Raw genomic sequence first — 19,031 nt, 5'->3', positions numbered from 1 at the left:
CGGCAGCTGACGGCCGCCCTGACCGGCGGCCGCTCCGTTCCACCCGGGGGATCGACCCCTGTCACGCCGGAGGGCGGCGGAGCGGGACACGTGCGCGAGCGCGGTCCCGCTCCGCCGCCCTCCGGCGTCGTCGTGCCGGGAGTCGTCGGCGCAGGACGACGCCGAGGACCGCGCCGATCGCGGCGCCCGCGGTGTTCGCCAGCACGTCGTGCACGTCCGCGTGGCGCTGGGGCAGCAGCAGGAGCTGCACGGTCTCCACAGCGGCGCTCGTCGCCGCGCCGAGCAGGACGGCGAGCCACGCCCGGTGCCCGCGGAGGCGCAGCACCGCGAGCAGTCCGAGCGGGACGAAGAGCAGCACGTTCGCCGTCGCCTCGATCCCGCCGTAGCCGAGGAGCCCGAGGCTCTGGGCGCGGGGCTGGGCGAGGACCTGCTTCAGCTCGCCGGCGTGCCCGCCGTCGACCGGTGTCGGCCAGAAGACCACGGCGGCCAGGACCAGGGCGTAGGCGAGGGCGACGACGACGGTGAGCCGGGTCGGGGGTCGAGGCACGGTTCTCGTCTCGGCGAGGGTCGCTGCGGCGACGGGAGGGAGCGCGTCGTCAGCGACGGCGAGAGCGCTTCAGTCTTCCCGGCCGAGTCGGGCTCCGACGGCCCTGGCGCCGGAACATCGGCTCTCTGGCGCCGTCCGTCCGTCCGCACCGCGGCGTCGCTCCGTCCGTCCGCACCGCGGCGTCGCCCTGTCCGTCCGCACCGCGACATCGCTCTGTCCGTCCGCACCGCGGAACGACGAAGCCCGGCCGGATCATCGATCCTGGCCGGGCTTCTCACCGGTCGGGGTAGCGGGATTCGAACCCACGACCTCCTCGTCCCGAACGAGGCGCGCTACCAAGCTGCGCCACACCCCGGTGGACTGTTCGCGGTGAACCGCTCACGAGCCTCGTCAATAGTAGCCGATTTCCGCGGCGGTGTCGGACACCGGTCGCGGCGCCTCGCGCGGGACTCCTCGAGCGGGACCGCTCAGGCCACCGGCTCGAGCGTCAGCAGGCTGACCTCGGGGCGGCAGGCGAAGCGCACCGGCGCGTAGATCGAGGTGCCCACTCCCGCGGAGACGTTGAGGAAGGAGCTGTGCAGGCCGTTGTCCCAGCTGGAGAAGCCGGAGACCTTGTCGCGGGGGATGTCGCAGTTGGTCACCAGCGCGCCGAAGCCGGGCACGCAGACCTGACCGCCGTGGGTGTGGCCCGCGAGGATCACCTCCGCCCCCCGCGCGACGAAGTCGTCCAGGACGCGCTGATAGGGCGCGTGCGCGACGCCGATGCTCACGCCGGCCGGCTCCTCGGCCGAGGCCCGCAGTTCGTCCACAGCACCCGCCACGAGGTCGATGCGGTCCAGGCCGATGTGCGGGTCGTCGACGCCGAAGAGCTCGACGCGGGTGCCGCGGACGGTGAGGGCGTGCGCGGTGTTGTTGAGGTCCTGCCAGCCGAGCTCGTCGGTGAAGAACCCGGTCAGTGCTGCGGTGTCGAGGTCGCTGGCGTTGCGCGCGGGGTTCTTCGACGGACCGCGGAAGTAGCGCAGCGGGTTCTTCACCCGGGGGCCGAAGTAGTCGTTGGAGCCGTGGACGAAGACGCCGGGCACGCCGGCGAAGGGCTCGAGGGCGCGGCGGATGCCGAGCACGCCGTCGCGGTGGCCGAGGTTGTCGCCGGTCCCCACGACGAGGTCGGGGGCCAGGGCGGTGAGCGAGCGCAGCCAGTCCTGCTTCTTCGTCTGCCACGGCGCCATGTGCAGGTCGGAGAAGTGCAGGATCCGGAGCGGTGCGGAGCCCGCGGGCAGGACGGGCACCGACTCGTGGCGGACCGTGAACATCGTCCGCTCGACGGCGATGCCCCAGACGGCGGCGGCGCTCCCGACGGCGGCGACGGCCGCGAGGGCCGTGGTGAGGGGGCGAGCGCTGCTGCGTCCGGTCATGGATCCTTCTCTCGTCGGGGCGGGGCTGCGGGAGCGGCCGCGTACAGTCTGCCCGACCCGGCCCGGGGGACGACCCGGCGTCAGCCGCGCGGCGGCGGGGTGGACGGACCGGCGCTGATCTGCAGTGCGATCGGGGCCCCGCGGGAGAGGCGGGAGCCGGCCGGCGGGTTCGTCTGCGCGACCGAGCCCGCGGGTCGATCGGACGGCACGCGGTTCGGGTCGACCGTCACGACGAAGCCGAGCTCGCGCAGGCGCGCGGTGGCGGCGGCGGGGTTCTGGCCGGTCACCTCGGGCACCGCCTGCTGGGGCGCGTCGACGAGCGACTGCTGGGGCGAGGGGAAGGCCGAGCCGCCGTACTTCTGATCGGCGACGCGCATGATCCGCGGCCAGATCTGGTGGCGCACCTGCCCGGCGTTGACGCCGCTCAGCGTGAAGCCGCGCATCGAGGTGAAGCCGCTGACGTTGCCGACCCAGGTCGCCGTGGCGACCTCGGTGCTGGCGCCGACCATCCAGGTGTGGACCGCGTTGTCGGTGGTGCCGGTCTTGCCGATGTGCGGGACGCCGGTGCCGGTCGCGGAGGCGCGGCCGGTGCCGCCCGTCATCACCTGCTGCAGGGCGAAGTCGGCGGTCGCGGCGACCTCCTCGGACATCCCCTGCGTGCAGGTGCTCGCCGGCGGGGCGACATCGGCGCCGCCGCGGTCGACGATCCGGTCGATCGCGATCGGCGTGCAGACGCTGCCCTTGTTCGCGAAGCCGGCGAACGCGGTCGCCATCGTCAACGGGGCGATCTCGTTGGTGCCGAGGATGGTCGGCGCGAACTTCTGCAGCTCGGTGCCGTCGGCGCGGTGCACGCCCATCGCGAGCGCGGTGTTGCGGATGCCGCAGAGGTCGAGCTGCTGCGCCATCGCGGCGAAGCCGGTGTTGATCGAGCCCTTGGTGGCGTCGAGCGCGGAGTAGACGCCGCCGTTGCCGCCCTCGTCGTTCTTGGGGTCCCAGGGCTCGCCGTAGTAGGTGCCGTCGGGCTCGCAGCTGTCGCGGAAGGTCGTGTACGCGCGCCGGGTGCCGTCGACGGTCTCGTTCAGCGCGCGGCCCTCCTGCAGCCACTCGGCGAGGGTGAAGACCTTGTAGGTCGAGCCGACCTGGAAGCCGCTCGAGCCGCCGTAGCCGAAGTCGGTGCTGTAGTTGACGCTGGTGTAGTTGGCGCCGCTGACGTCGGGGTCGTTCGAGTAGTCCTTGTTCTGCGTCATCGCGAGGATGCGCCCGGTGCCGACCTCGACCGAGACACTCGCGCTGCCGATGTTCACCCGGGCCATCGACTTCGGCACCCAGTCCTCGGTGGCGGCGACCGCGGCCTCCTGCAGATCGGAGTCGAGGGTCGTGTAGATCTGGTAGCCGCCGCGCTTGAAGGTCGCGTCGCGCTCGTCCTGGCTGGCGCCGAAGGCGTCGTCGTTCTTGATCACCCAGGTCACGTAGTCGCAGAAGTAGGCCGCGATGCCGGCGGTCTGGCAACCGGTGCTCGGCTCCGTGATCACGGGGACGACCGGCGTCGAGGCGGCCTCGCCGATCTGCTCGGGGGTGACCTTCGACTCGATCCCCATCCGCGTGAGGATGTAGTTGCGGCGGTTGAGCGTCTCGGGGAAGCCCTCCACCGCGAGGTTGGCCGGGTCGTCCGGGCGATCGAAGCGGAACTTCTCGGGGTTGTTCACGATGGCGATCAGGGCGGCGGACTGCGCGAGGGTGAGGTCGCGGGCACTGGTGTCGAAGTAGTACCGCGCCGCCGCCTCGATGCCGTAGACGGTGCCGCCGAAGAGCGCGATGTTGAGGTAGCCGAGCAGGATGTCGTTCTTCGGGTACTCCTTCTCGAGCCCGATCGAGAGCCGCATCTCGGCGACCTTGCGCTCGGCCGTGGTCTCGGTGGCCTCGCGGTAGGCGGCGTCGCGCTCGATCGGGTCGGAGAGCGCCTCCGCCTTCTGCACGAGCACGTTCTTGACGTACTGCTGCGTGATCGACGAGCCGCCCTGCACGTTGCCGCCGGAGGCGACCGTGGCCGCGGCGCGGATCGTGCCGAGCAGGTCGATGCCGCCGTGCTCGTAGAAGCGCGGGTCCTCCGAGGCGACGACCGCGTCCTTGACGAAGGGCGAGATGTCGTCCCAGCCGACCTCCACCCGGTTCTGCGCGTAGAACGAGGCGAGGAGCACGTCCTGGCCGTCGGCGCCCTTCGCGTAGACGTCGCTCTTCTCGGCGAGCGTGCCGATCTCGAGGTAGCCCGGGAGGTTGTCGAACATGGTGACCGTGTTGTTCGCGGCCATCCCGCCGAGCGCGATCGCCGGAGTGACCGACGCCGCGACGAGGACTCCGGCGATGACGCTCATGGCGACGATCCCGATCAGTCCTCCGACCGCGGCGCCGATGGACGTGACGACCCTGTTCCCGACTGCCCCCGACATAGAATCAGCGTAACCGCCGCTCCTGACACCGGACGCGGCGCTCGACCCGCCGGCACCGACTCCTCCGGGTGCGGTGCGCCCGGCATCCGCACCCCTGCCTCACGAGGAGAGCCATGTCCGTCCCCCGCTGGGAATACATCACGACGCCGCTGATGATCCACAACACCACCGCGATCCTGAACACCTGGGGCTCCGAGGGCTGGGAGCTGGTCCAGATCGTCACCGGTCCCGAGGGCGGGCTCGTGGCGTACCTGAAGCGTCCGGTCGCCGAGGTCGGCGCGTGATCGCCGAGCGCCTGGCCGAGCTGGGCATCGAGCTCCCCGCGGTCGCGGTGCCGGCCGGCGCCTACATCCCGGCCGTCGTCGAGGGGAACCTGGTCTTCACGGCCGGGCAGATCCCCTTCGTCGACGGCGCGCTGCCCGCGACCGGCAAGGTCGGCGCGGGCGTCGAGCCCGAGGTCGCGAAGGACCTGGCCCGCGTCTGCGCCCTGAACGCGCTGGCCGCGATCGCCGACGTGATCGGCTCGCTCGACCGCGTGACCCGGATCGTCAAGGTGACCGGCTTCGTCGCCTCCGCACCCGGCTTCAACGGCCAGCCCGGCGTCATCAACGGCGCCTCCGAGGTGCTCGGCGAGATCTTCGGCGAGGCGGGCAGGCACGCCCGCTCGGCCGTCGGCGTGGCGGAGCTGCCGCTCGACGCACCGGTCGAGGTCGAGCTGATCGTCGCCTTCGCCTGAACCGGGTCCCGGCTCGACGCCGAAGGGCGCCGCTCTCCCCTCTCGGGAGGCGGCGCCCTTCGGCGTCGAGGCTCAGTGCGCTGAGGGTCGGTCCTCGGCGGCTCGGCCCTCGGCGGCTCAGTCGTCGGCGGCGACCGCGGAGGAGATGACGGCCATCACCTGCGTGTCCGCCAGCGTGGTCGTGTCGCCGACGGCCCGGCCCTCGGCCACGTCGCGCAGGAGCCGGCGCATGATCTTGCCGGAGCGGGTCTTCGGCAGCTCCTGCACGATGAAGATGCGCTTCGGCCGGGCGATCGCGCCGATGTGCTCGGCGACGTGCGCCTTGAGCGTCGCCTCGAGCTCGTCGTGGCCGCTGGCGAGCGCCTCCGCCTGGCTCGCCTTGGCGATGACGAAGGCGACGACGGCCTGGCCGGTGGTCTCGTCCGCCGCGCCCACCACGGCCGCCTCCGCGACCACCGGGTGCGAGACGAGGGCCGACTCGATCTCGGCCGTCGACAGGCGGTGGCCGGAGATGTTCATCACGTCGTCGACGCGGCCGAGCAGCCACAGGTCGCCGTCCTCGTCGAGCCGCGCGCCGTCGCCGGCGAAGTAGCGGTCGCCGAACTTCGACCAGTAGGTCTCGACGTAGCGGTCCGGGTCTCCCCAGATGCCGCGCAGCATCGACGGCCAGGGCTCGGTGATGACCAGCAGCCCGCCGGAGCCCGCGCCGACCGGGGCGCCGGAGTCGTCGACGACGTCGATCGAGATCCCGGGGACGGGGACCTGCGCCGAGCCCGGCTTCAGGGTCGTGACGCCGGGCAGGGGCGAGACCATGATCGCGCCGGTCTCGGTCTGCCACCAGGTGTCGACGATCGGGGTGCGGCCGCCGCCGATGACGTCGCGGTACCAGATCCAGGCCTCGGGGTTGATCGGCTCGCCGACGGAGCCGAGCAGGCGGAGGCTCGAGAGGTCGAAGCGCTGCGGGATCTGCCGGCCGAGCTTCATGAAGGTGCGGATCGCCGTGGGGGCGGCGTAGAGGATCGTGACGCCGTGCTTCTCGATGATCTCCCACCAGCGTCCGGGGTGCGGGGTGTCGGGCGTGCCCTCGTACATCACCTGGGTGGCGCCGTTCGCGAGCGGTCCGTAGACCACGTAGCTGTGCCCGGTGATCCAGCCGACGTCGGCGGTGCACCAGTAGACGTCGGTCTCGGGCTTGAGATCGAAGACCGTGCGGTGGGTGTATGCGACCTGGGTGAGGTAGCCGCCGCTGGTGTGCAGGATGCCCTTCGGCTTCCCGGTCGTGCCGCTCGTGTAGAGGATGAACAGCGGCTGCTCGGCGGGGAACGGGCGCGCGACGTGGTCGGCGTCCACCGCGACGATCTCCTCGTGCCACCACAGATCGCGGCCCGCACTCCACTCGACGGTGTTGCCGCCGCGGCGGACCACGAGGACGTGCTCGACGCTCGACGTGCCGCCGTCCAGCGCCAGCGCCGCGTCGACCGCGGGCTTGAGCGGGAAGACCGAGCCCTTGCGCCAGCCGCCGTCGGCGGTGACGACGAGCTTCGCCTCGGCGTCGTCGATCCGCGCGCGCAGGCTCTCGGCGCTGAAGCCGCCGAAGACGACCGAGTGCACGGCGCCGAGCCGGGCGACCGCGAGCATCGCGATGACGGCCTCGGGGATCATCGGGAGGTAGATCGCGACGCGGTCGCCGGCCTGCACGCCCAGGCTCGTGAAGAGGTTGGCCGCCCGCTTCACCTCGGCGGTGAGCTCGGCGTAGGTCAGGTCGCGGCTGTCGCCGGGCTCGCCCTCCCAGTGGATCGCGACGCGGTCGCCGTGACCGGCCAGCACGTGCCGGTCGAGGCAGTTGTAGGCGACGTTGAGCTCGCCGTCGTCGAACCAGCGCGCGAAGGGCGGCTCGCTCCAGTCGAGGGTGCGCGTGAACGGCCGGTGCCAGTGCAGCAGCTCGCGGCTGCGGTCGGCCCAGAAGGCGAGGCGGTCGGCGGCGGCCTGCTCGGCCTGCCCGGCGGTCGCGGCGGCGTCGGCGGCGAACTCGGCGGGCGGCGGGAAGCGGCGCGTCTCCTGCTGGAGGCTGTCGATGGCGCTCGAGCCTGCGGCCCCGGACGCGTCGAGGGGTGTGGACATCTGCGATTCGCTCCTTCGCGAGTGCGACGTGCGCCGGCCGGCGTGGTCGGTTCCGGACCACCGTAGCGTCCGGCTCTCGGGTGGGGAGGGGACGACGCGAAGCTGACCGTCCGGCGGGGTTTCGTGAAGAGTCGGCTCAGAACGCGGATCCGACTTGGCGAAATCGCCTCCGTGCCCTAACGTTGCATACGGCCGAATGAACTTCGGCTCAGCGGCGCGAGTGATTCCCCCCAATCCAGCGCCGCCGAGGCGGCACCTGTTCCCCCCAATGGGTGCCGCCCCCTTCTCTTCCCTCCGCTGATCGAGCGTTCCGCTCCCCGGAGGATCCGCACGGCCGGGCCGCAGTTGGGCGGCTGCACCTCCGGCTCGCCAGAACACGCTGGGCGCGCTGGATCGGCCGATTTCGGCGTGCCGGAGCACGGATCGCGTGCCCGAGTGTCGACTGCTGGATCTCCGGCTCTCGGAAACACATCCGGCACGCCCGATCGGCTGGTTCCGGAGTGCCGGGGCTCGAATCGCGTGCCCGAGCTTGGGCTGGTGGACCTCCGGCTCGCGGAAACGCTTTCGGCACGCTGGATCGGCTGGTTCCGGCGTGCCGGGGTTCGGATCGCGTGCCCGAGCTTCGGCTGCTGGACCTCCGGCTCGCGGAAACGCTTTCGGCACGCTGGATCGGCTGGTTCCGGCGTGCCGGGGCTCGAATCGCGTGCCCGAACTTCGGCTGCTGGACCTCCGGCTCGCGGAAACGCTTTCGGCACGCTGGATCGGCTGGTTCCGGCGTGCCGGGGCTCGAATCGCGTGCCCGAGCTCCGACCGGTGGACCTCCGGCTCGCGGAAACGACGCCGATCCCGAGCTCGTCGCTCCTCCCCAGGGGCGTCCTCGGCCCTGCCGTCCACCGATGCGGTCGTCCGCGCGCCACCGGAGGGCGCGCGCTCCTAGCGTTCCCGGATGACCACAGGTTTCGTCCCGCTCGTTCCCGCCGCCTACCGCCCGGACGCACCTCGCCCGCCGGGGGAGGACGCCGGCGAGGCACCGCGGCCCGCGCCGGTCCGTCCGGCGGCGGCGGCGCTCGGCCTGCTCGCGCCGTTCGCCGCCGACCCGGCGGTGACCGACCTCTTCGTCAACGGTGACTCCGGTCTCTGGCTCGACCGCGGCGGCGGCGCGGTGCGGGAGCCGTCCTGGACCCTCGACGCCGCGGGGGCCCGGCGGCTCGCGGTGTCGCTGGTCGCGGCCGGCGGACGGCACGTCGACGAGGCGAGCCCGTGCGTGGACGTGCGGCTGAAGCACGGGGTCCGCGTGCACGTGGTGCTGCCGCCGGTCGCGACCGCGGGGACGCTGATCTCGGTGCGCGTCCCGCGGGCCGACGCCTGGAGTCTCGACGAGCTGCACGCGGCGGGGATGCTCGACGACCCGGGTCGCAGTCTGCTGCGCCGGGCCGTCGAGGCGCGCTGGAACCTCCTGGTCACCGGTGCCGGCGGATCGGGCAAGACCACGCTGCTCGGCGCCCTCCTCGGCTGCGCGCCGTCGCACGAGCGCCTGGTCGTGATCGAGGACGTCGGCGAGCTGCGTCCCGCGCATCCGCACGTCGTCTCGCTGGAGGCGCGCCAGCCGAACCTCGAGGGAGCGGGCGGGGTCGGCCTCGACCGTCTCGTCCGCGAGGCCCTGCGGATGCGGCCGGACCGGCTCGTCCTCGGCGAGTGCCGCGGAGTGGAGCTGCGCGATCTGCTCTCGGCGCTGAACACCGGGCACGACGGCGGCGCGGGGACGCTGCACGCGAACTCGCTCGCCGACGTGCCCGCGAGGCTGGAGGCGCTCGGCTCGCTCGCGGGCATGGGCCCGGAGGCGGTCGCGCGGCAGACGGTCAGCGCGATCGATCTAGTGCTGCACCTCGAGCGGCGGGGCGGCCGGCGCCGGCTCGCGGCCTCGGGCTGCTTCCGGCTCGACGGCGCCGGGCGGCTCCGGATCGAGGAGGGCGCCGTGCCGCAGCGGGGCTCGCCGTGAAGCGCGGGGAGGGGGTCGACGAGGTGGCGGCCGTGGTGCACCGCCTCTCGGTGCTGCTCGCGGCGGGCGTCGCGCCGGCGTCGGCGCTGGCGCACCTCGCGGCGTCGGACGACTCGGAGGCGGCGGGTGCCGCACGTCGTCGTCGGCTGCTGCGCGCGGTGGCGGTCGAGGCGGCGCGCGGCGGGGACGTGACGGCGGCGCTCCTGCGGGGTGTGCCCGCCTCCCGCCGAGAAGAGGGGCGGCAGGAGCGGGAGCGGGTCCCTCGCCTCAGGGGAGGCGCCGTGCGGCCTTCGCGTGATCGCGGCGAGGAGACGGCCTGGGCGGCCCTGGCCGCCTGCTGGCGGGTGGCCGCGGACTCCGGAGCGCCGATCGCCGCGGCCCTCGCCGAGCTGGCCGATTCCCTCCGGGAGCTCGGCCGGGCGCGGCGGGACATCAAGGTCGCCCTGGCGGGCCCGCTCGCGACGAGCCGGGTGGTCGGCGGGCTGCCGCTGGTGGCGCTCGGCTTCGGCACGCTGCTGGGCTTCGATCTGCTGGGCGTGCTGATCGGGACGGTGCCGGGACTCGCCTGCCTGGTGGGCGGGCTCGGGCTGATGCTCGGTGCCGTGGCGTGGACGCGCCGGCTCGTCCGCGGCGCCGGCCCGGGGGACCCGGCACCGGGGCTGGCGCTCGACCTGCTCGCCGTCGCGCTCGCGGGCGGAGGATCGATCGGTGGCGGGCGGGAGCGGGTGCTGGCGGCGCTCGCCGAGTGCGGGCTCGCGTCGGGGCCGCCCGCGCTGGCCGCGGCAAAGCCCGTGCTCGCGCTCTCGAGCGCGGCGGGGGTCCCGGCGGGCCGGCTGCTGCGCAGCGAGGCGGCACTGGCGCGGGTGCGGGCCGCGACCGAGGCGCGGGAGCGGGCGGCGAGGCTCGGCGTGACGCTGCTGCTGCCGCTCGGAGTCTGCGTGCTGCCGGCGTTCCTCCTGCTGGGCGTGGCTCCGATGATGATCTCGGTGCTGCTCTCGACCTTCGCGGGGCAGCGGTGAGCGGTCCCGCGGGAGCTCTCCACAGGCCGCTCCTCTCTCCTCTTGTCCACCGTTCGCGAGCTGCCCACCCCGACCGGCTCCGGGCTCGGCGATCCTCGAGTGGGGGCAGTGACGACGAACGGAGCGAGCGGATGAACGGCAGTCGGAGCAGCGGTGCGGGGACGATCGGACGAGTGCGGGGCGGTGCCGGGCGGGAGCGCTTCCCGGGCCCTGCCTGGGAGGCGGGGTTGCTGAGCGGATGGCGCGACGAGGAGGGCTCGGCCACGGCCGAGTACGCGATCGCGACGATGGCCGCGGTCGGCTTCGCGGGTCTGCTGGTGGTGATCCTCAAGGGCGACGAGGTGCGCGGGATCCTCACGGACCTGGTCACCCGGGCGCTCACCTCGGGGGGATGAGCGGTGCGGTACCCGGGTGGTGCCCGCGCGGCGACGAGAGCGGAGGAGGCCGGGATGCGGACCGGCGACGGCGGTCGAGGCGAGGACGGCTCCGCGACGGCCGAGCTGGCGGTCGTGCTGCCGGCGGTGGTGGTCGTGCTGGCGCTCTGCTTGGGCTCGGTGGCGGCCTCGGCGCAGTACGTCCGGCTGGTCGACGCCGCGGCGGACGGCGCCCGGTCGCTGGCGCGGGGGGACGATCCGGGTCGGCCCGTCGCGCGGGTCGAGGCGGGAGCGAGCGTCGCGACCTCCGCGGACGGCGGGCTCGTCTGCGTGGACGTCGCCGCGCGGCTCCGGCCGCTGCCGGCGCTGGAGCTGCCGGTCTCGGTCCGGTCCTGCGCGCTGGGCGGAGGGCGGTGATCCCCCGGCCGGAGCCGGACCGCGCAGGGGAGGACGGCTCGGCGGCGGTCGTCGCGGTCGGCGTCGTCGCGGGGACGATCCTCGTGACCGCGGCCGTGCTCGCCGGATGCGGGGGAGTCGCGGGGCACCAGCGGGCCGTGGCCGCGGCGGATGCGGCGGCGCTCGCCGCGGCGGACGTGGCCTCCGGGCTGCTGCCGGGCGAGCCGTGCGGGGCGGCCGAGCGTGTCGCGGGGGCGATGCGGGCGACCGTCGCGGGCTGCGCGGTGGAAGGAGGAGTGGCGACCGTCGAGGTCGTCGTGTCCGTCGGGCCGCTCGTGCTCCCCGCCCGGTCGCGCGCCGGGCCGCCGCCGTGACGCTCCTCCCGCGCCGGGGACGGCGGCGACGGCTCCCGCCGCGCCCGGGGCGCAACGGCAGTGCGCTCCCGCGCTCGGTCGGGTCGCCGGTGTCCGACCCGCCCGGTGGGACCGGGGCTCAGTCGGCGCTGACCCGCAGGTAGCGGTAGGCCGCGGCGGTGGGCAGCGCGCCCGCTCCCTCGTCGTGCTCGAGCGCGCCGGCGAGGAGATAGAGGTAGCGGGTGCCCTCGCGGGCGGCCGGGATCTCGAGGCGGCCCGCCGGGGCCGTCGCCTCGCCGTAGGAGCGGCGGAGCGTCTTGCCCTCGAGCGGCCCGTCGAGGAATTTCGCGGTGTAGGCGGAGGTGGTCGGAGCGGAGGTGGTGTGCGTCGTTGCCATGCCCCTCATCATGCGCCGATCGCCGCGATCCGTCACCGGGTGCGGTCCTCCCGATTCGGCGGATTCCCGGGCGGCGGCCGGAGTGCTCCCAGCCCGCGGCGAGCGGACGACGGCGAGGGATGCCCGGAGTCAGTGTGTATGGTGTGCCTGTCGGGCGCCCCGAAGCCGACGCGAACGGATCGTCGTTCCTCCTGCGGACGCCGCGCACCGCCTCCCCGCCGAAGGGGACCCGTCGGACTCGCTGAGCGTCCGATCCGACAGCATCAATCGAGGAGAACTGTGTCCGGCACGAAGAAGCTGGTGATCGTCGAGTCGCCGGCGAAGGCCAAGACCATCGCCCAGTACCTGGGCGAGGGCTACGAGGTGCTCGCCTCCGTCGGGCACATCCGCGACCTCATCGAGCCGAAGAACCTGCCGCCCGAGCTCAAGAAGGGCGGGCTGGGCAAGTTCTCCGTCGACGTCGACAACGGCTTCGAGCCCTACTACGTCGTCTCCGATCAGAAGAAGAAGACGGTCGCCGACCTCAAGCGCGCACTGAAGAACGCCGACGAGCTCTTCCTCGCGACGGATGAGGACCGCGAGGGCGAGGCCATCGCGTGGCACCTCCTCGAGGAGCTCAAGCCCAAGGTCCCCGTCAAGCGGATGGTCTTCCACGAGATCACCAAGGACGCGATCCAGACGGCCCGCGACAACACCCGCGACATCGACACCTCCCTCGTCGACGCGCAGGAGACCCGCCGCATCCTCGACCGCCTCTACGGCTACGAGATCTCCCCGGTCCTCTGGCGCAAGGTCGGGCCCGGCCTCTCCGCCGGCCGCGTGCAGTCCGCCGCCACGCGCCTCGTCGTGGACCGCGAGCGCGAGCGCCTCGCCTTCGTCTCCGCCTCCTACTGGGACCTCGCCACGGTCCTCGCCCCCGAGGCCGACGCCTCGGCGGCGTTCGACGCCCGCCTGGCGCGCCTGGACGGCAAGCGGATCGGAAGCGGCCGCGACTTCGACGACCGCGGTCAGCTGAAGGGGGACGTCACCGTCCTCGACGAGGCCTCCGCCGGTGCCCTCGCCGAGGCGCTGCGCGACCCGAAGACGCTCGTCCGCGTCTCGAACCTCGAGTCCAAGCCCTACTCGCGGCGCCCCGCCGCCCCGTTCACCACCTCGACGCTCCAGCAGGAGGCGGCGCGCAAGCTCCGCTTCTCGGCGCGCCAGACGATGAGCGTCGCGCAGTCGCTCTACGAGAACGGCTTCATCACCTACATGAGGACCGACTCGCCGAACCTCTCGCAGCAGGCGCTCAACGCTGCCCGCTCGCAGGCGGCCTCGCTCTACGGAGCCGAGACGGTCCCCGACAAGCCGCGCCTCTACTCCGGCAAGAACAAGAGCGCGCAGGAGGCGCACGAGGCGATCCGCCCCGCGGGCGAGACCTTCCGCACCCCGGACCAGCTCGCCGGCACCCTCCGCGGGAACGACCACCGCCTCTACGACCTGATCTGGAAGCGCACCGTCGCCTCGCAGATGGCCGACGCCAAGGGCTCGACCGCGACGGTCACCCTGCTCGCCAACCCGGCCGGCGACACCGAGCGCACCGCCGAGTTCACCGCCTCGGGAACGGTCATCACCTTCCGCGGCTTCCTGCTCGCCTACGAGGAGGGCCGCGACGAGGAGCGCCACGGCGCCCGCGACGAGAAGGACGCCAAGCTGCCCGTGCTCGAGGTCGGCCAGAGCCTCGTCGTCGCCGAGGTCGAGGCCAAGGGCCACGAGACCTCGCCGCCCCCGCGCTACACGGAGGCGAGCCTCGTCAAGTCGCTCGAAGAGCTGGGGATCGGGCGCCCCTCGACCTACGCCTCGATCATCACGACGATCGTCGACCGCGGCTACGTCACTCCGCGCGGCACGGCGCTCGTTCCGAACTGGATCGCCTTCTCGGTGGTGCGCCTGCTCGAGGAGTTCTTCTCCGACCTCGTCGAGTACGACTTCACCGCCGCGATGGAGGGCGACCTCGACCGCATCGCCGGCGGCGAGGAGGACCGGGTCGACTGGCTGAACCGCTTCTACTTCGGCGGCGGCGACCAGCCGGGCCTGCGCCACGTCGTCGACAACCTCGGCGAGATCGATGCGAAGAGCATCAACTCGGTCCGGATCACCGACGACATCACCCTGCGCATCGGCAAGTACGGGCCCTACCTCGAGGTCGCGCAGGAGGAGGGGCAGGAGACGCCGCGCCGCGTCAACCTGCCGCTCGAGCTGGCCCCGGACGAGCTCACGCCCGCCAAGGCGCAGGAGCTCGTCGACGCCCCCGTGCAGACCGACCGCGTGCTCGGCAGCAACCCGGACTCGGGCAAGACCGTCGTCGTCAAGGACGGCCGCTTCGGCCCGTACGTGACCGAGGTCGACCCCGAGCCCGAGAGCACCGCCGACCCCGCCACCGGTGAGGTCGTCGAGCCTGCGCCGGCGAAGCGCGGTGCGAAGAAGGCGGCCGCGGTCAAGCCGCGCACCTCCTCCCTCTTCAAGTCGATGGACGTCGCGACCGTCGACCTCGCCACCGCTCTGCGCCTGCTCGACCTGCCGCGCACCGTCGGCGAGGACCCGGAGTCGGGTGAGCCGATCACCGCGCAGAACGGCCGCTACGGCCCGTACCTGAAGAAGGGGACGGACAGCCGCTCGCTCACCAGCGAGGACCAGATCTTCGAGGTCGACCTGCCGACCGCGCTCGAGGTGTTCGCCCAGCCCAAGTACGGCGCCAAGCGCGCCACGAGCGCCCTCGCGGAGTTCGAGGCCGACCCGGTCAGCGGCAAGCCGATCCGGATCCGCGACGGGCGCTTCGGCGCCTACGTGACCGACGGCGAGACCAACGTCACGATCCCCAAGGGCCAGCCGATCGAGGAGATCGACTTCGAGCAGGCGGTGCAGATGCTCGCCGACAAGCGGGCGAAGGGTCCGGCGCCCAAGAAGGCCCCGGCCAAGCGCGCCCCGGCCAAGAAGCCGGCGGCGAAGACGACGGCGGCGAAGGCGACGGCGACGAAGACCACCGCCGCGAAGACCACGGCGGCGAAGGCGACGACGGCGAAGACCACGGCGGACAAGACCACGGCGGCGAAGACGACGGCCGCCAAGACGACGGCGGCGAAGACCACCGCCGCGAAGAAGCCGGCCACCACCCGCGCCCGCAGCACTGCGGCGAAGGCGACGGGCTCGACGGAGTCGTGACCGGGCTGTTCGTCACCCTCGAGGGCGGGGACGGCGCGGGCAAGACCACGCAGGCCCGGCTGCTCGAGGAGTGGCTGGGCTCGCGCGGTGAGACCGTGCGGCGCACCCGCGAGCCCGGCGGCACCGAGGTGGGCGTGCAGATCCGCGAGATCGTGCTGCACCACCGCGGCGAGATCGATCCGCGGGCCGAGGCGCTCCTCTACGCCGCCGACCGCGCGCAGCACATCGGGACCTTCGTCCGGCCCGCGCTCGAGCGGGGCGAGGTCGTCGTCCAGGACCGCTACATCGACTCCTCCGTCGCCTACCAGGGCGCCGGCCGGGTGCTGGACGCCGCGGAGGTCCGCTCCCTCTCGGAGTGGGCGACCCGCGACCTCCGCCCCGACCTCACCGTCCTGCTCGACCTCGATCCCGCCGTCGCCCGCACCCGGCTGGACGCCGCGCGCACCCGCTACGACCGGCTCGAGGCGGAGAAGGCCGAGTTCCACGGCCGCGTCCGGCAGGCGTTCCTCGACCTCGCCTCGGACGACCCGGAGCGCTTCCTCGTCCTGGACGCGAGCCGTCCCGTCGAGGAGCTCGCCGCGGCCGTCCGCGCCCGCGTCGAGCCGATGCTCAGCGCCGGTCCCCAGGGCGCGCGGCCCGCTGTCGGACCTCGCGGTTAGCCTGGATCCGTGACCGTCTGGAGCCAGCTCGTCGGCCAGGAGCACGCCATCGGCGCCCTGCGCGACGCCTCGACCCCCCGCGATGAGAGGGGGCACGAGTCGACCTCGATGACCCACTCCTGGCTGATCACCGGGCCGCCCGGCTCCGGCCGGTCGAACCTCGCCTACGCCTTCGCCTCCGCACTGCTCTGCCGCCGCGGTGGCTGCGGCGAGTGCCCGGACTGCGCGCAGGTCGCCGCCCGCTCGCACCCCGACCTCGCGGTCCTCGCCACCGAGCGCGTCATCATCTCGATCGAGGAGGTGCGCCGTCTCGTCTCGTCCTCGCAGTACTCGCCGTCGGTCTCGCGCTACCGGGTGATGGTCATCGAGGACGCCGACCGGATGAGCGAGCGCACCTCGAACGTCCTGCTGAAGGCACTCGAGGAGCCGCCCGAGCGCACCGTCTGGATCCTCTGCGCGCCCAGCGAGGCCGACCTGCTGCCGACGATCCGCTCGCGGGTGCGCTCGGTGCGCCTGCGCGTCCCCAGCGTCGAGGACGTTGCCGGCCTGCTCGAGCGCCGCGACGGCGTCGACGCGGAGACGGCGGAGCGCGCCGCCCGCCAGGCCCAGAGCCACATCGGCATGGCGCACCGGCTCGCGACCGATGCGAACGCCCGCGAGCGGCGCGAGGAGACCCTCCGGATCGCCCTGAGTCTGCGTGGGGTGTCCGACGCGGTGCTCGGTGCCGCGCGGATGATCGAGGTCGCCACCGAGGACGCGAAGGCCTACACGCTCGAGCGCGACGAGGTCGAGCGCCAGCAGGCGCTGCGCTCGCTCGGTGTCGAGCCCGGCGGCACGATCCCCGCCCAGCTCCGCTCGCAGCTGCGCACTCTCGAGGAGGACCAGAAGCGCCGGGCGACGCGCAGCCTCCGCGACGGCCTCGACCGCATCCTCGTCGACCTGCTCTCGCTCTACCGCGATGTCGTGCGCCTCCAGCTCGGCGCCCCCGGCGGCGTGATCAACGAGGAGGTGCGGAGCGAGATGACGGCGCTCGCCTCGGCCACCGCCCCCGAGCGCACGCTCGCGGTGCTCGACGCCGTGGCGGAGGCCCGGCAGCGCATCGACGCGAACGTCTCGCCCGTCCTCGCCCTCGAGGCGATGCTCGTGGTCGCCGCGCGGCGCCCGGTGGCCGCGTGAGGCGCCCGGGCCGCTGGTCGGCGCTCGCCGCGGTCGGCGCCGCGGTCGCGCTGCTCTCCGGCTGCTTCGCTCCCGGACCCTCGCCCGAGCGCACCTCGACGCCCGCCCCGCAGGCGGTCGACGCCGATCTCGAGCAGTACTACGGCCAGGTCCTGGTCTGGGACGACTGCGGCGAGGGCATGCAGTGCACCGACGCGACAGTGCCGCTCGACTGGGACGCCCCGGCCGGCGAGACCGCCTCGATCGCCCTGGTCCGCCACCCGGCGACGGGCGGGGACGCGATCGGCTCCCTCCTGGTCAACCCGGGTGGGCCCGGCGGGTCCGGGGTCGACCTCATCCGCGACAGCCTGGACTTCGCCGTGGACGACGAACTCGCCGCCCGCTTCGACGTGGTCGGCTTCGACCCGCGCGGTGTCGGCGCCTCGACCGCGGTGTCCTGCCTCGACGCCGCCGGCCTCGACTCCTACCTCTACGACATCGTCCCGGGCGAGCGCGGCAGCGACGAGTGGATCGCCGCCCAGCGCACCGCCTCGGCCGCCTTCGCCGCCGCCTGCGAGGAGCGCAGCGGCGCGCTGCTGCCGGAGGTCGGCACCACCAGCGCGGCCCGCGATCTCGACGTGCTGCGGGCGGCGCTCGGCGACGAGTCGCTGCACTACCTCGGCTACTCCTACGGCACCTTCCTCGGCGCCACCTATGCCGGCCTGTTCCCCGATCGCGTCGGCCGGCTCGTGCTCGACGGCGCGATCGATCCGGCCGCGACCTCGCTCGACGTCGTCCGCGAGCAGGCGATCGGCTTCGAGAGCGCCCTGCGCGCGTATCTCACCGCCTGCCTCGGCGGCGAGGGCTGCCCCTTCACCGGCACGGTCGACGAGGCGATGGCGCAGGTCGCCGCGATGCTGGAGCGGGTCGACGCCTCGCCGATCCGCGCCCAGGACGGCCGGCAGCTCGGCTCGAGCACGCTGCTCACCGCGATCGTCTACCCGCTCTACTCCGCCTCCTCCTGGGGCGGGCTGAGCGAGATGCTCACGGACGTGCGTCAGGGCGGCGCGGAGATCGCCTTCCAGTACGCGGACGCCTACAACGGCCGGACGGCCGACGGCGACTACAGCGACAACGCGACCGAGGCCTTCCTCGCGATCAACTGCGTCGACTACGCCTACGACGCCGAGACGGAGTCGATGCGGGCGGACGCCGCGGAGCTCGAGGCGGCGGCGCCGACGCTCGGCCGCTACCTCGCCTACGGCGACATCCTCTGCGGCGAGTGGCCGGCCGCCTTCGAGGGCTCGCGGGCGCCGATCACGGCGGAGGGCTCGGGCCCGATCCTCGTGGTGGGCACCACGAACGACCCGGCGACCCCCTACGTCTGGGCGCAGGCACTGGCGGAGGAGCTGTCCGACGGGCACCTCGTGACCTTCGACGGCGAGGGCCACACGGCCTACAACAAGTCGAACTCGTGCGTGAACGACGCGGTCGACGCGTACCTGCTCGAGGGCGTCGTCCCCGAGGAGGACCCGCAGTGCTGACCGAGCAGGAGCGCCGCGGCGCGCCGGAGCAGCCGGGCCTCCGGGAGCGCAAGCGCCTCGCGACCCGGCGCGCGATCGAGACCGCGGTGCTGCGGCTCGCGAGCGAGCGCGGGCCGGACCGCGTCACGATCGAGGACGTCTCGCGGACGGCCGACGTCTCCACGCGCACCTTCTTCAACTACTTCGCCTCGAAGGAGGACGCGCTGGTCGGTGGCCTCCCGGTGATCTCCGACGAGACCGCGGCCGCGTTCCTGGCGGGCGAGGCGCCGCTCCTCGTCGACCTGCAGGCGGTCTTCGTCGCGGCGGCGGAGGTCCCGGGGGAGGAAGACCGCGAGCTGCACCTGCTGCGGCGCAGCCTCTTCCGCGAGCACCCGCAGCTCGTCGGCCTCAAGATCGCCGGCATGCGGGAGTTCGAGCTCGCGATCGAGGACCTGGTCGCCGAGCGCCTCACTCGTGGCGGGACGGACGCCGAGGCGGTGCGCAGCCGGGCCCGGATGCTCACCCTGCTCGGCCTCGCCGCCATGCGGCACGCCTGGGCCGGCTGGGTCGACCACGACGGTCGCGACGCGCTCCCGGGACTCATCGTGCACTCGTTCGAGGAGCTGCGCGGCGCGCTCGCCGAGTAGCCGGCGGGCCCCGCGCCTCGATTCACGCCCCGGCCCGCGAGCAGG

Annotated in this window: 17 protein-coding genes and 1 tRNA gene; 12 read left to right on the top strand and 6 right to left on the bottom strand. The window is 73.6% G+C overall.

What is annotated here, in order from left to right; translation table 11 throughout:
- Window positions 1–61: 61 nt before the first annotated feature.
- From MT351_RS11805 to MT351_RS11790, 4 genes are all read right to left on the bottom strand, one after another.
- On the bottom strand, window positions 62–547 hold the full coding sequence (locus tag MT351_RS11805; RefSeq protein WP_132437670.1) for a VanZ family protein: 486 nt from the start codon (window positions 545–547) through the stop codon (window positions 62–64).
- Window positions 548–828: 281 nt separating this feature from the next.
- Window positions 829–902 (bottom strand) — tRNA-Pro (locus tag MT351_RS11800).
- Between the two features lie 112 nt (window positions 903–1,014).
- Complete coding sequence (locus MT351_RS11795; protein WP_243582267.1) at window positions 1,015–1,959, bottom strand: metallophosphoesterase; 945 nt, start codon at window positions 1,957–1,959, stop codon at window positions 1,015–1,017.
- A gap of 80 nt (window positions 1,960–2,039) precedes the next feature.
- Window positions 2,040–4,406, bottom strand: a complete 2,367-nt coding sequence (locus MT351_RS11790; RefSeq protein ID WP_243582266.1) for a transglycosylase domain-containing protein — start codon at window positions 4,404–4,406, stop codon at window positions 2,040–2,042.
- Between the two features lie 113 nt (window positions 4,407–4,519).
- Here MT351_RS11790 and MT351_RS11785 point away from each other — a divergent pair, with 113 nt between their 5' ends.
- The gene (locus MT351_RS11785; RefSeq protein ID WP_165909148.1) at window positions 4,520–4,690 is read left to right on the top strand and encodes a hypothetical protein; all 171 of its coding nucleotides are present in this window, start codon (window positions 4,520–4,522) and stop codon (window positions 4,688–4,690) included.
- On the top strand, window positions 4,687–5,142 hold the full coding sequence (locus MT351_RS11780) for a RidA family protein (RefSeq protein WP_207901810.1): 456 nt from the start codon (window positions 4,687–4,689) through the stop codon (window positions 5,140–5,142). Before MT351_RS11785 ends, MT351_RS11780 begins: the two co-directional genes overlap by 4 nt.
- A 117-nt stretch (window positions 5,143–5,259) precedes the next feature.
- Here the strand turns inward: MT351_RS11780 and acs are convergent, their stop codons facing one another.
- Window positions 5,260–7,263 carry an acetate--CoA ligase gene (acs, locus tag MT351_RS11775; RefSeq protein WP_243582265.1) on the bottom strand — a complete coding sequence of 668 codons (2,004 nt, stop codon included), beginning with the start codon at window positions 7,261–7,263 and terminating at the stop codon, window positions 5,260–5,262.
- Window positions 7,264–8,209: 946 nt separating this feature from the next.
- Between acs and MT351_RS11770 the strand changes: the two genes are divergently transcribed.
- The 5 genes from MT351_RS11770 (at window position 8,210) to MT351_RS11750 (ending at window position 11,425) form a co-directional block, all read left to right on the top strand.
- Window positions 8,210–9,262 (top strand): TadA family conjugal transfer-associated ATPase, encoded by a 1,053-nt coding sequence (locus tag MT351_RS11770; protein ID WP_243582264.1) that lies wholly within the window; start codon window positions 8,210–8,212, stop codon window positions 9,260–9,262.
- The gene (locus tag MT351_RS11765; protein WP_243582263.1) at window positions 9,259–10,281 is read left to right on the top strand and encodes a type II secretion system F family protein; all 1,023 of its coding nucleotides are present in this window, start codon (window positions 9,259–9,261) and stop codon (window positions 10,279–10,281) included. The genes MT351_RS11770 and MT351_RS11765 overlap by 4 nt, the downstream gene beginning before the upstream one ends.
- Before the next feature lie 227 nt (window positions 10,282–10,508).
- On the top strand, window positions 10,509–10,676 hold the full coding sequence (locus MT351_RS11760; protein ID WP_243582262.1) for a DUF4244 domain-containing protein: 168 nt from the start codon (window positions 10,509–10,511) through the stop codon (window positions 10,674–10,676).
- Window positions 10,677–10,730: 54 nt separating this feature from the next.
- A complete protein-coding gene (locus MT351_RS11755; RefSeq protein WP_243582261.1) occupies window positions 10,731–11,072 on the top strand; it encodes a TadE family type IV pilus minor pilin in 342 nt (113 codons plus the stop codon).
- Window positions 11,069–11,425 carry an Rv3654c family TadE-like protein gene (locus MT351_RS11750; protein ID WP_243582260.1) on the top strand — a complete coding sequence of 119 codons (357 nt, stop codon included), beginning with the start codon at window positions 11,069–11,071 and terminating at the stop codon, window positions 11,423–11,425. Before MT351_RS11755 ends, MT351_RS11750 begins: the two co-directional genes overlap by 4 nt.
- 118 nt (window positions 11,426–11,543) lie before the next feature.
- Here the strand turns inward: MT351_RS11750 and MT351_RS11745 are convergent, their stop codons facing one another.
- Window positions 11,544–11,801 (bottom strand): hypothetical protein, encoded by a 258-nt coding sequence (locus MT351_RS11745; protein WP_123447682.1) that lies wholly within the window; start codon window positions 11,799–11,801, stop codon window positions 11,544–11,546.
- Window positions 11,802–12,080: 279 nt separating this feature from the next.
- Here MT351_RS11745 and topA point away from each other — a divergent pair, with 279 nt between their 5' ends.
- The 5 genes from topA to MT351_RS11720 are packed head-to-tail and all read left to right on the top strand — an operon-like array spanning window position 12,081 to window position 18,986.
- The gene (gene topA, locus MT351_RS11740; protein WP_243582259.1) at window positions 12,081–15,002 is read left to right on the top strand and encodes a type I DNA topoisomerase; all 2,922 of its coding nucleotides are present in this window, start codon (window positions 12,081–12,083) and stop codon (window positions 15,000–15,002) included.
- Window positions 14,999–15,661, top strand: coding sequence for a dTMP kinase (gene tmk, locus MT351_RS11735; protein ID WP_132437678.1), 663 nt, complete (start codon window positions 14,999–15,001; stop codon window positions 15,659–15,661). The genes topA and tmk overlap by 4 nt, the downstream gene beginning before the upstream one ends.
- Before the next feature lie 9 nt (window positions 15,662–15,670).
- Window positions 15,671–16,837: a DNA polymerase III subunit delta' gene (locus MT351_RS11730; protein ID WP_123705195.1), complete on the top strand. Its 1,167-nt coding sequence runs from the start codon at window positions 15,671–15,673 to the stop codon at window positions 16,835–16,837.
- Window positions 16,834–18,360: an alpha/beta hydrolase gene (locus tag MT351_RS11725; protein WP_243582258.1), complete on the top strand. Its 1,527-nt coding sequence runs from the start codon at window positions 16,834–16,836 to the stop codon at window positions 18,358–18,360. Before MT351_RS11730 ends, MT351_RS11725 begins: the two co-directional genes overlap by 4 nt.
- Window positions 18,354–18,986, top strand: coding sequence for a TetR/AcrR family transcriptional regulator (locus MT351_RS11720; RefSeq protein WP_166674151.1), 633 nt, complete (start codon window positions 18,354–18,356; stop codon window positions 18,984–18,986). Before MT351_RS11725 ends, MT351_RS11720 begins: the two co-directional genes overlap by 7 nt.
- Window positions 18,987–19,031 lie beyond the last annotated feature (45 nt).

Source organism: Rathayibacter sp. VKM Ac-2926, assembly GCF_022815565.1.
Lineage (GTDB): Bacteria > Actinomycetota > Actinomycetes > Actinomycetales > Microbacteriaceae > Rathayibacter > Rathayibacter festucae.
The sequence above is the reverse complement of the archived record's forward strand: the minus strand, read 5'-3'. Positions and strand labels throughout refer to the sequence as shown.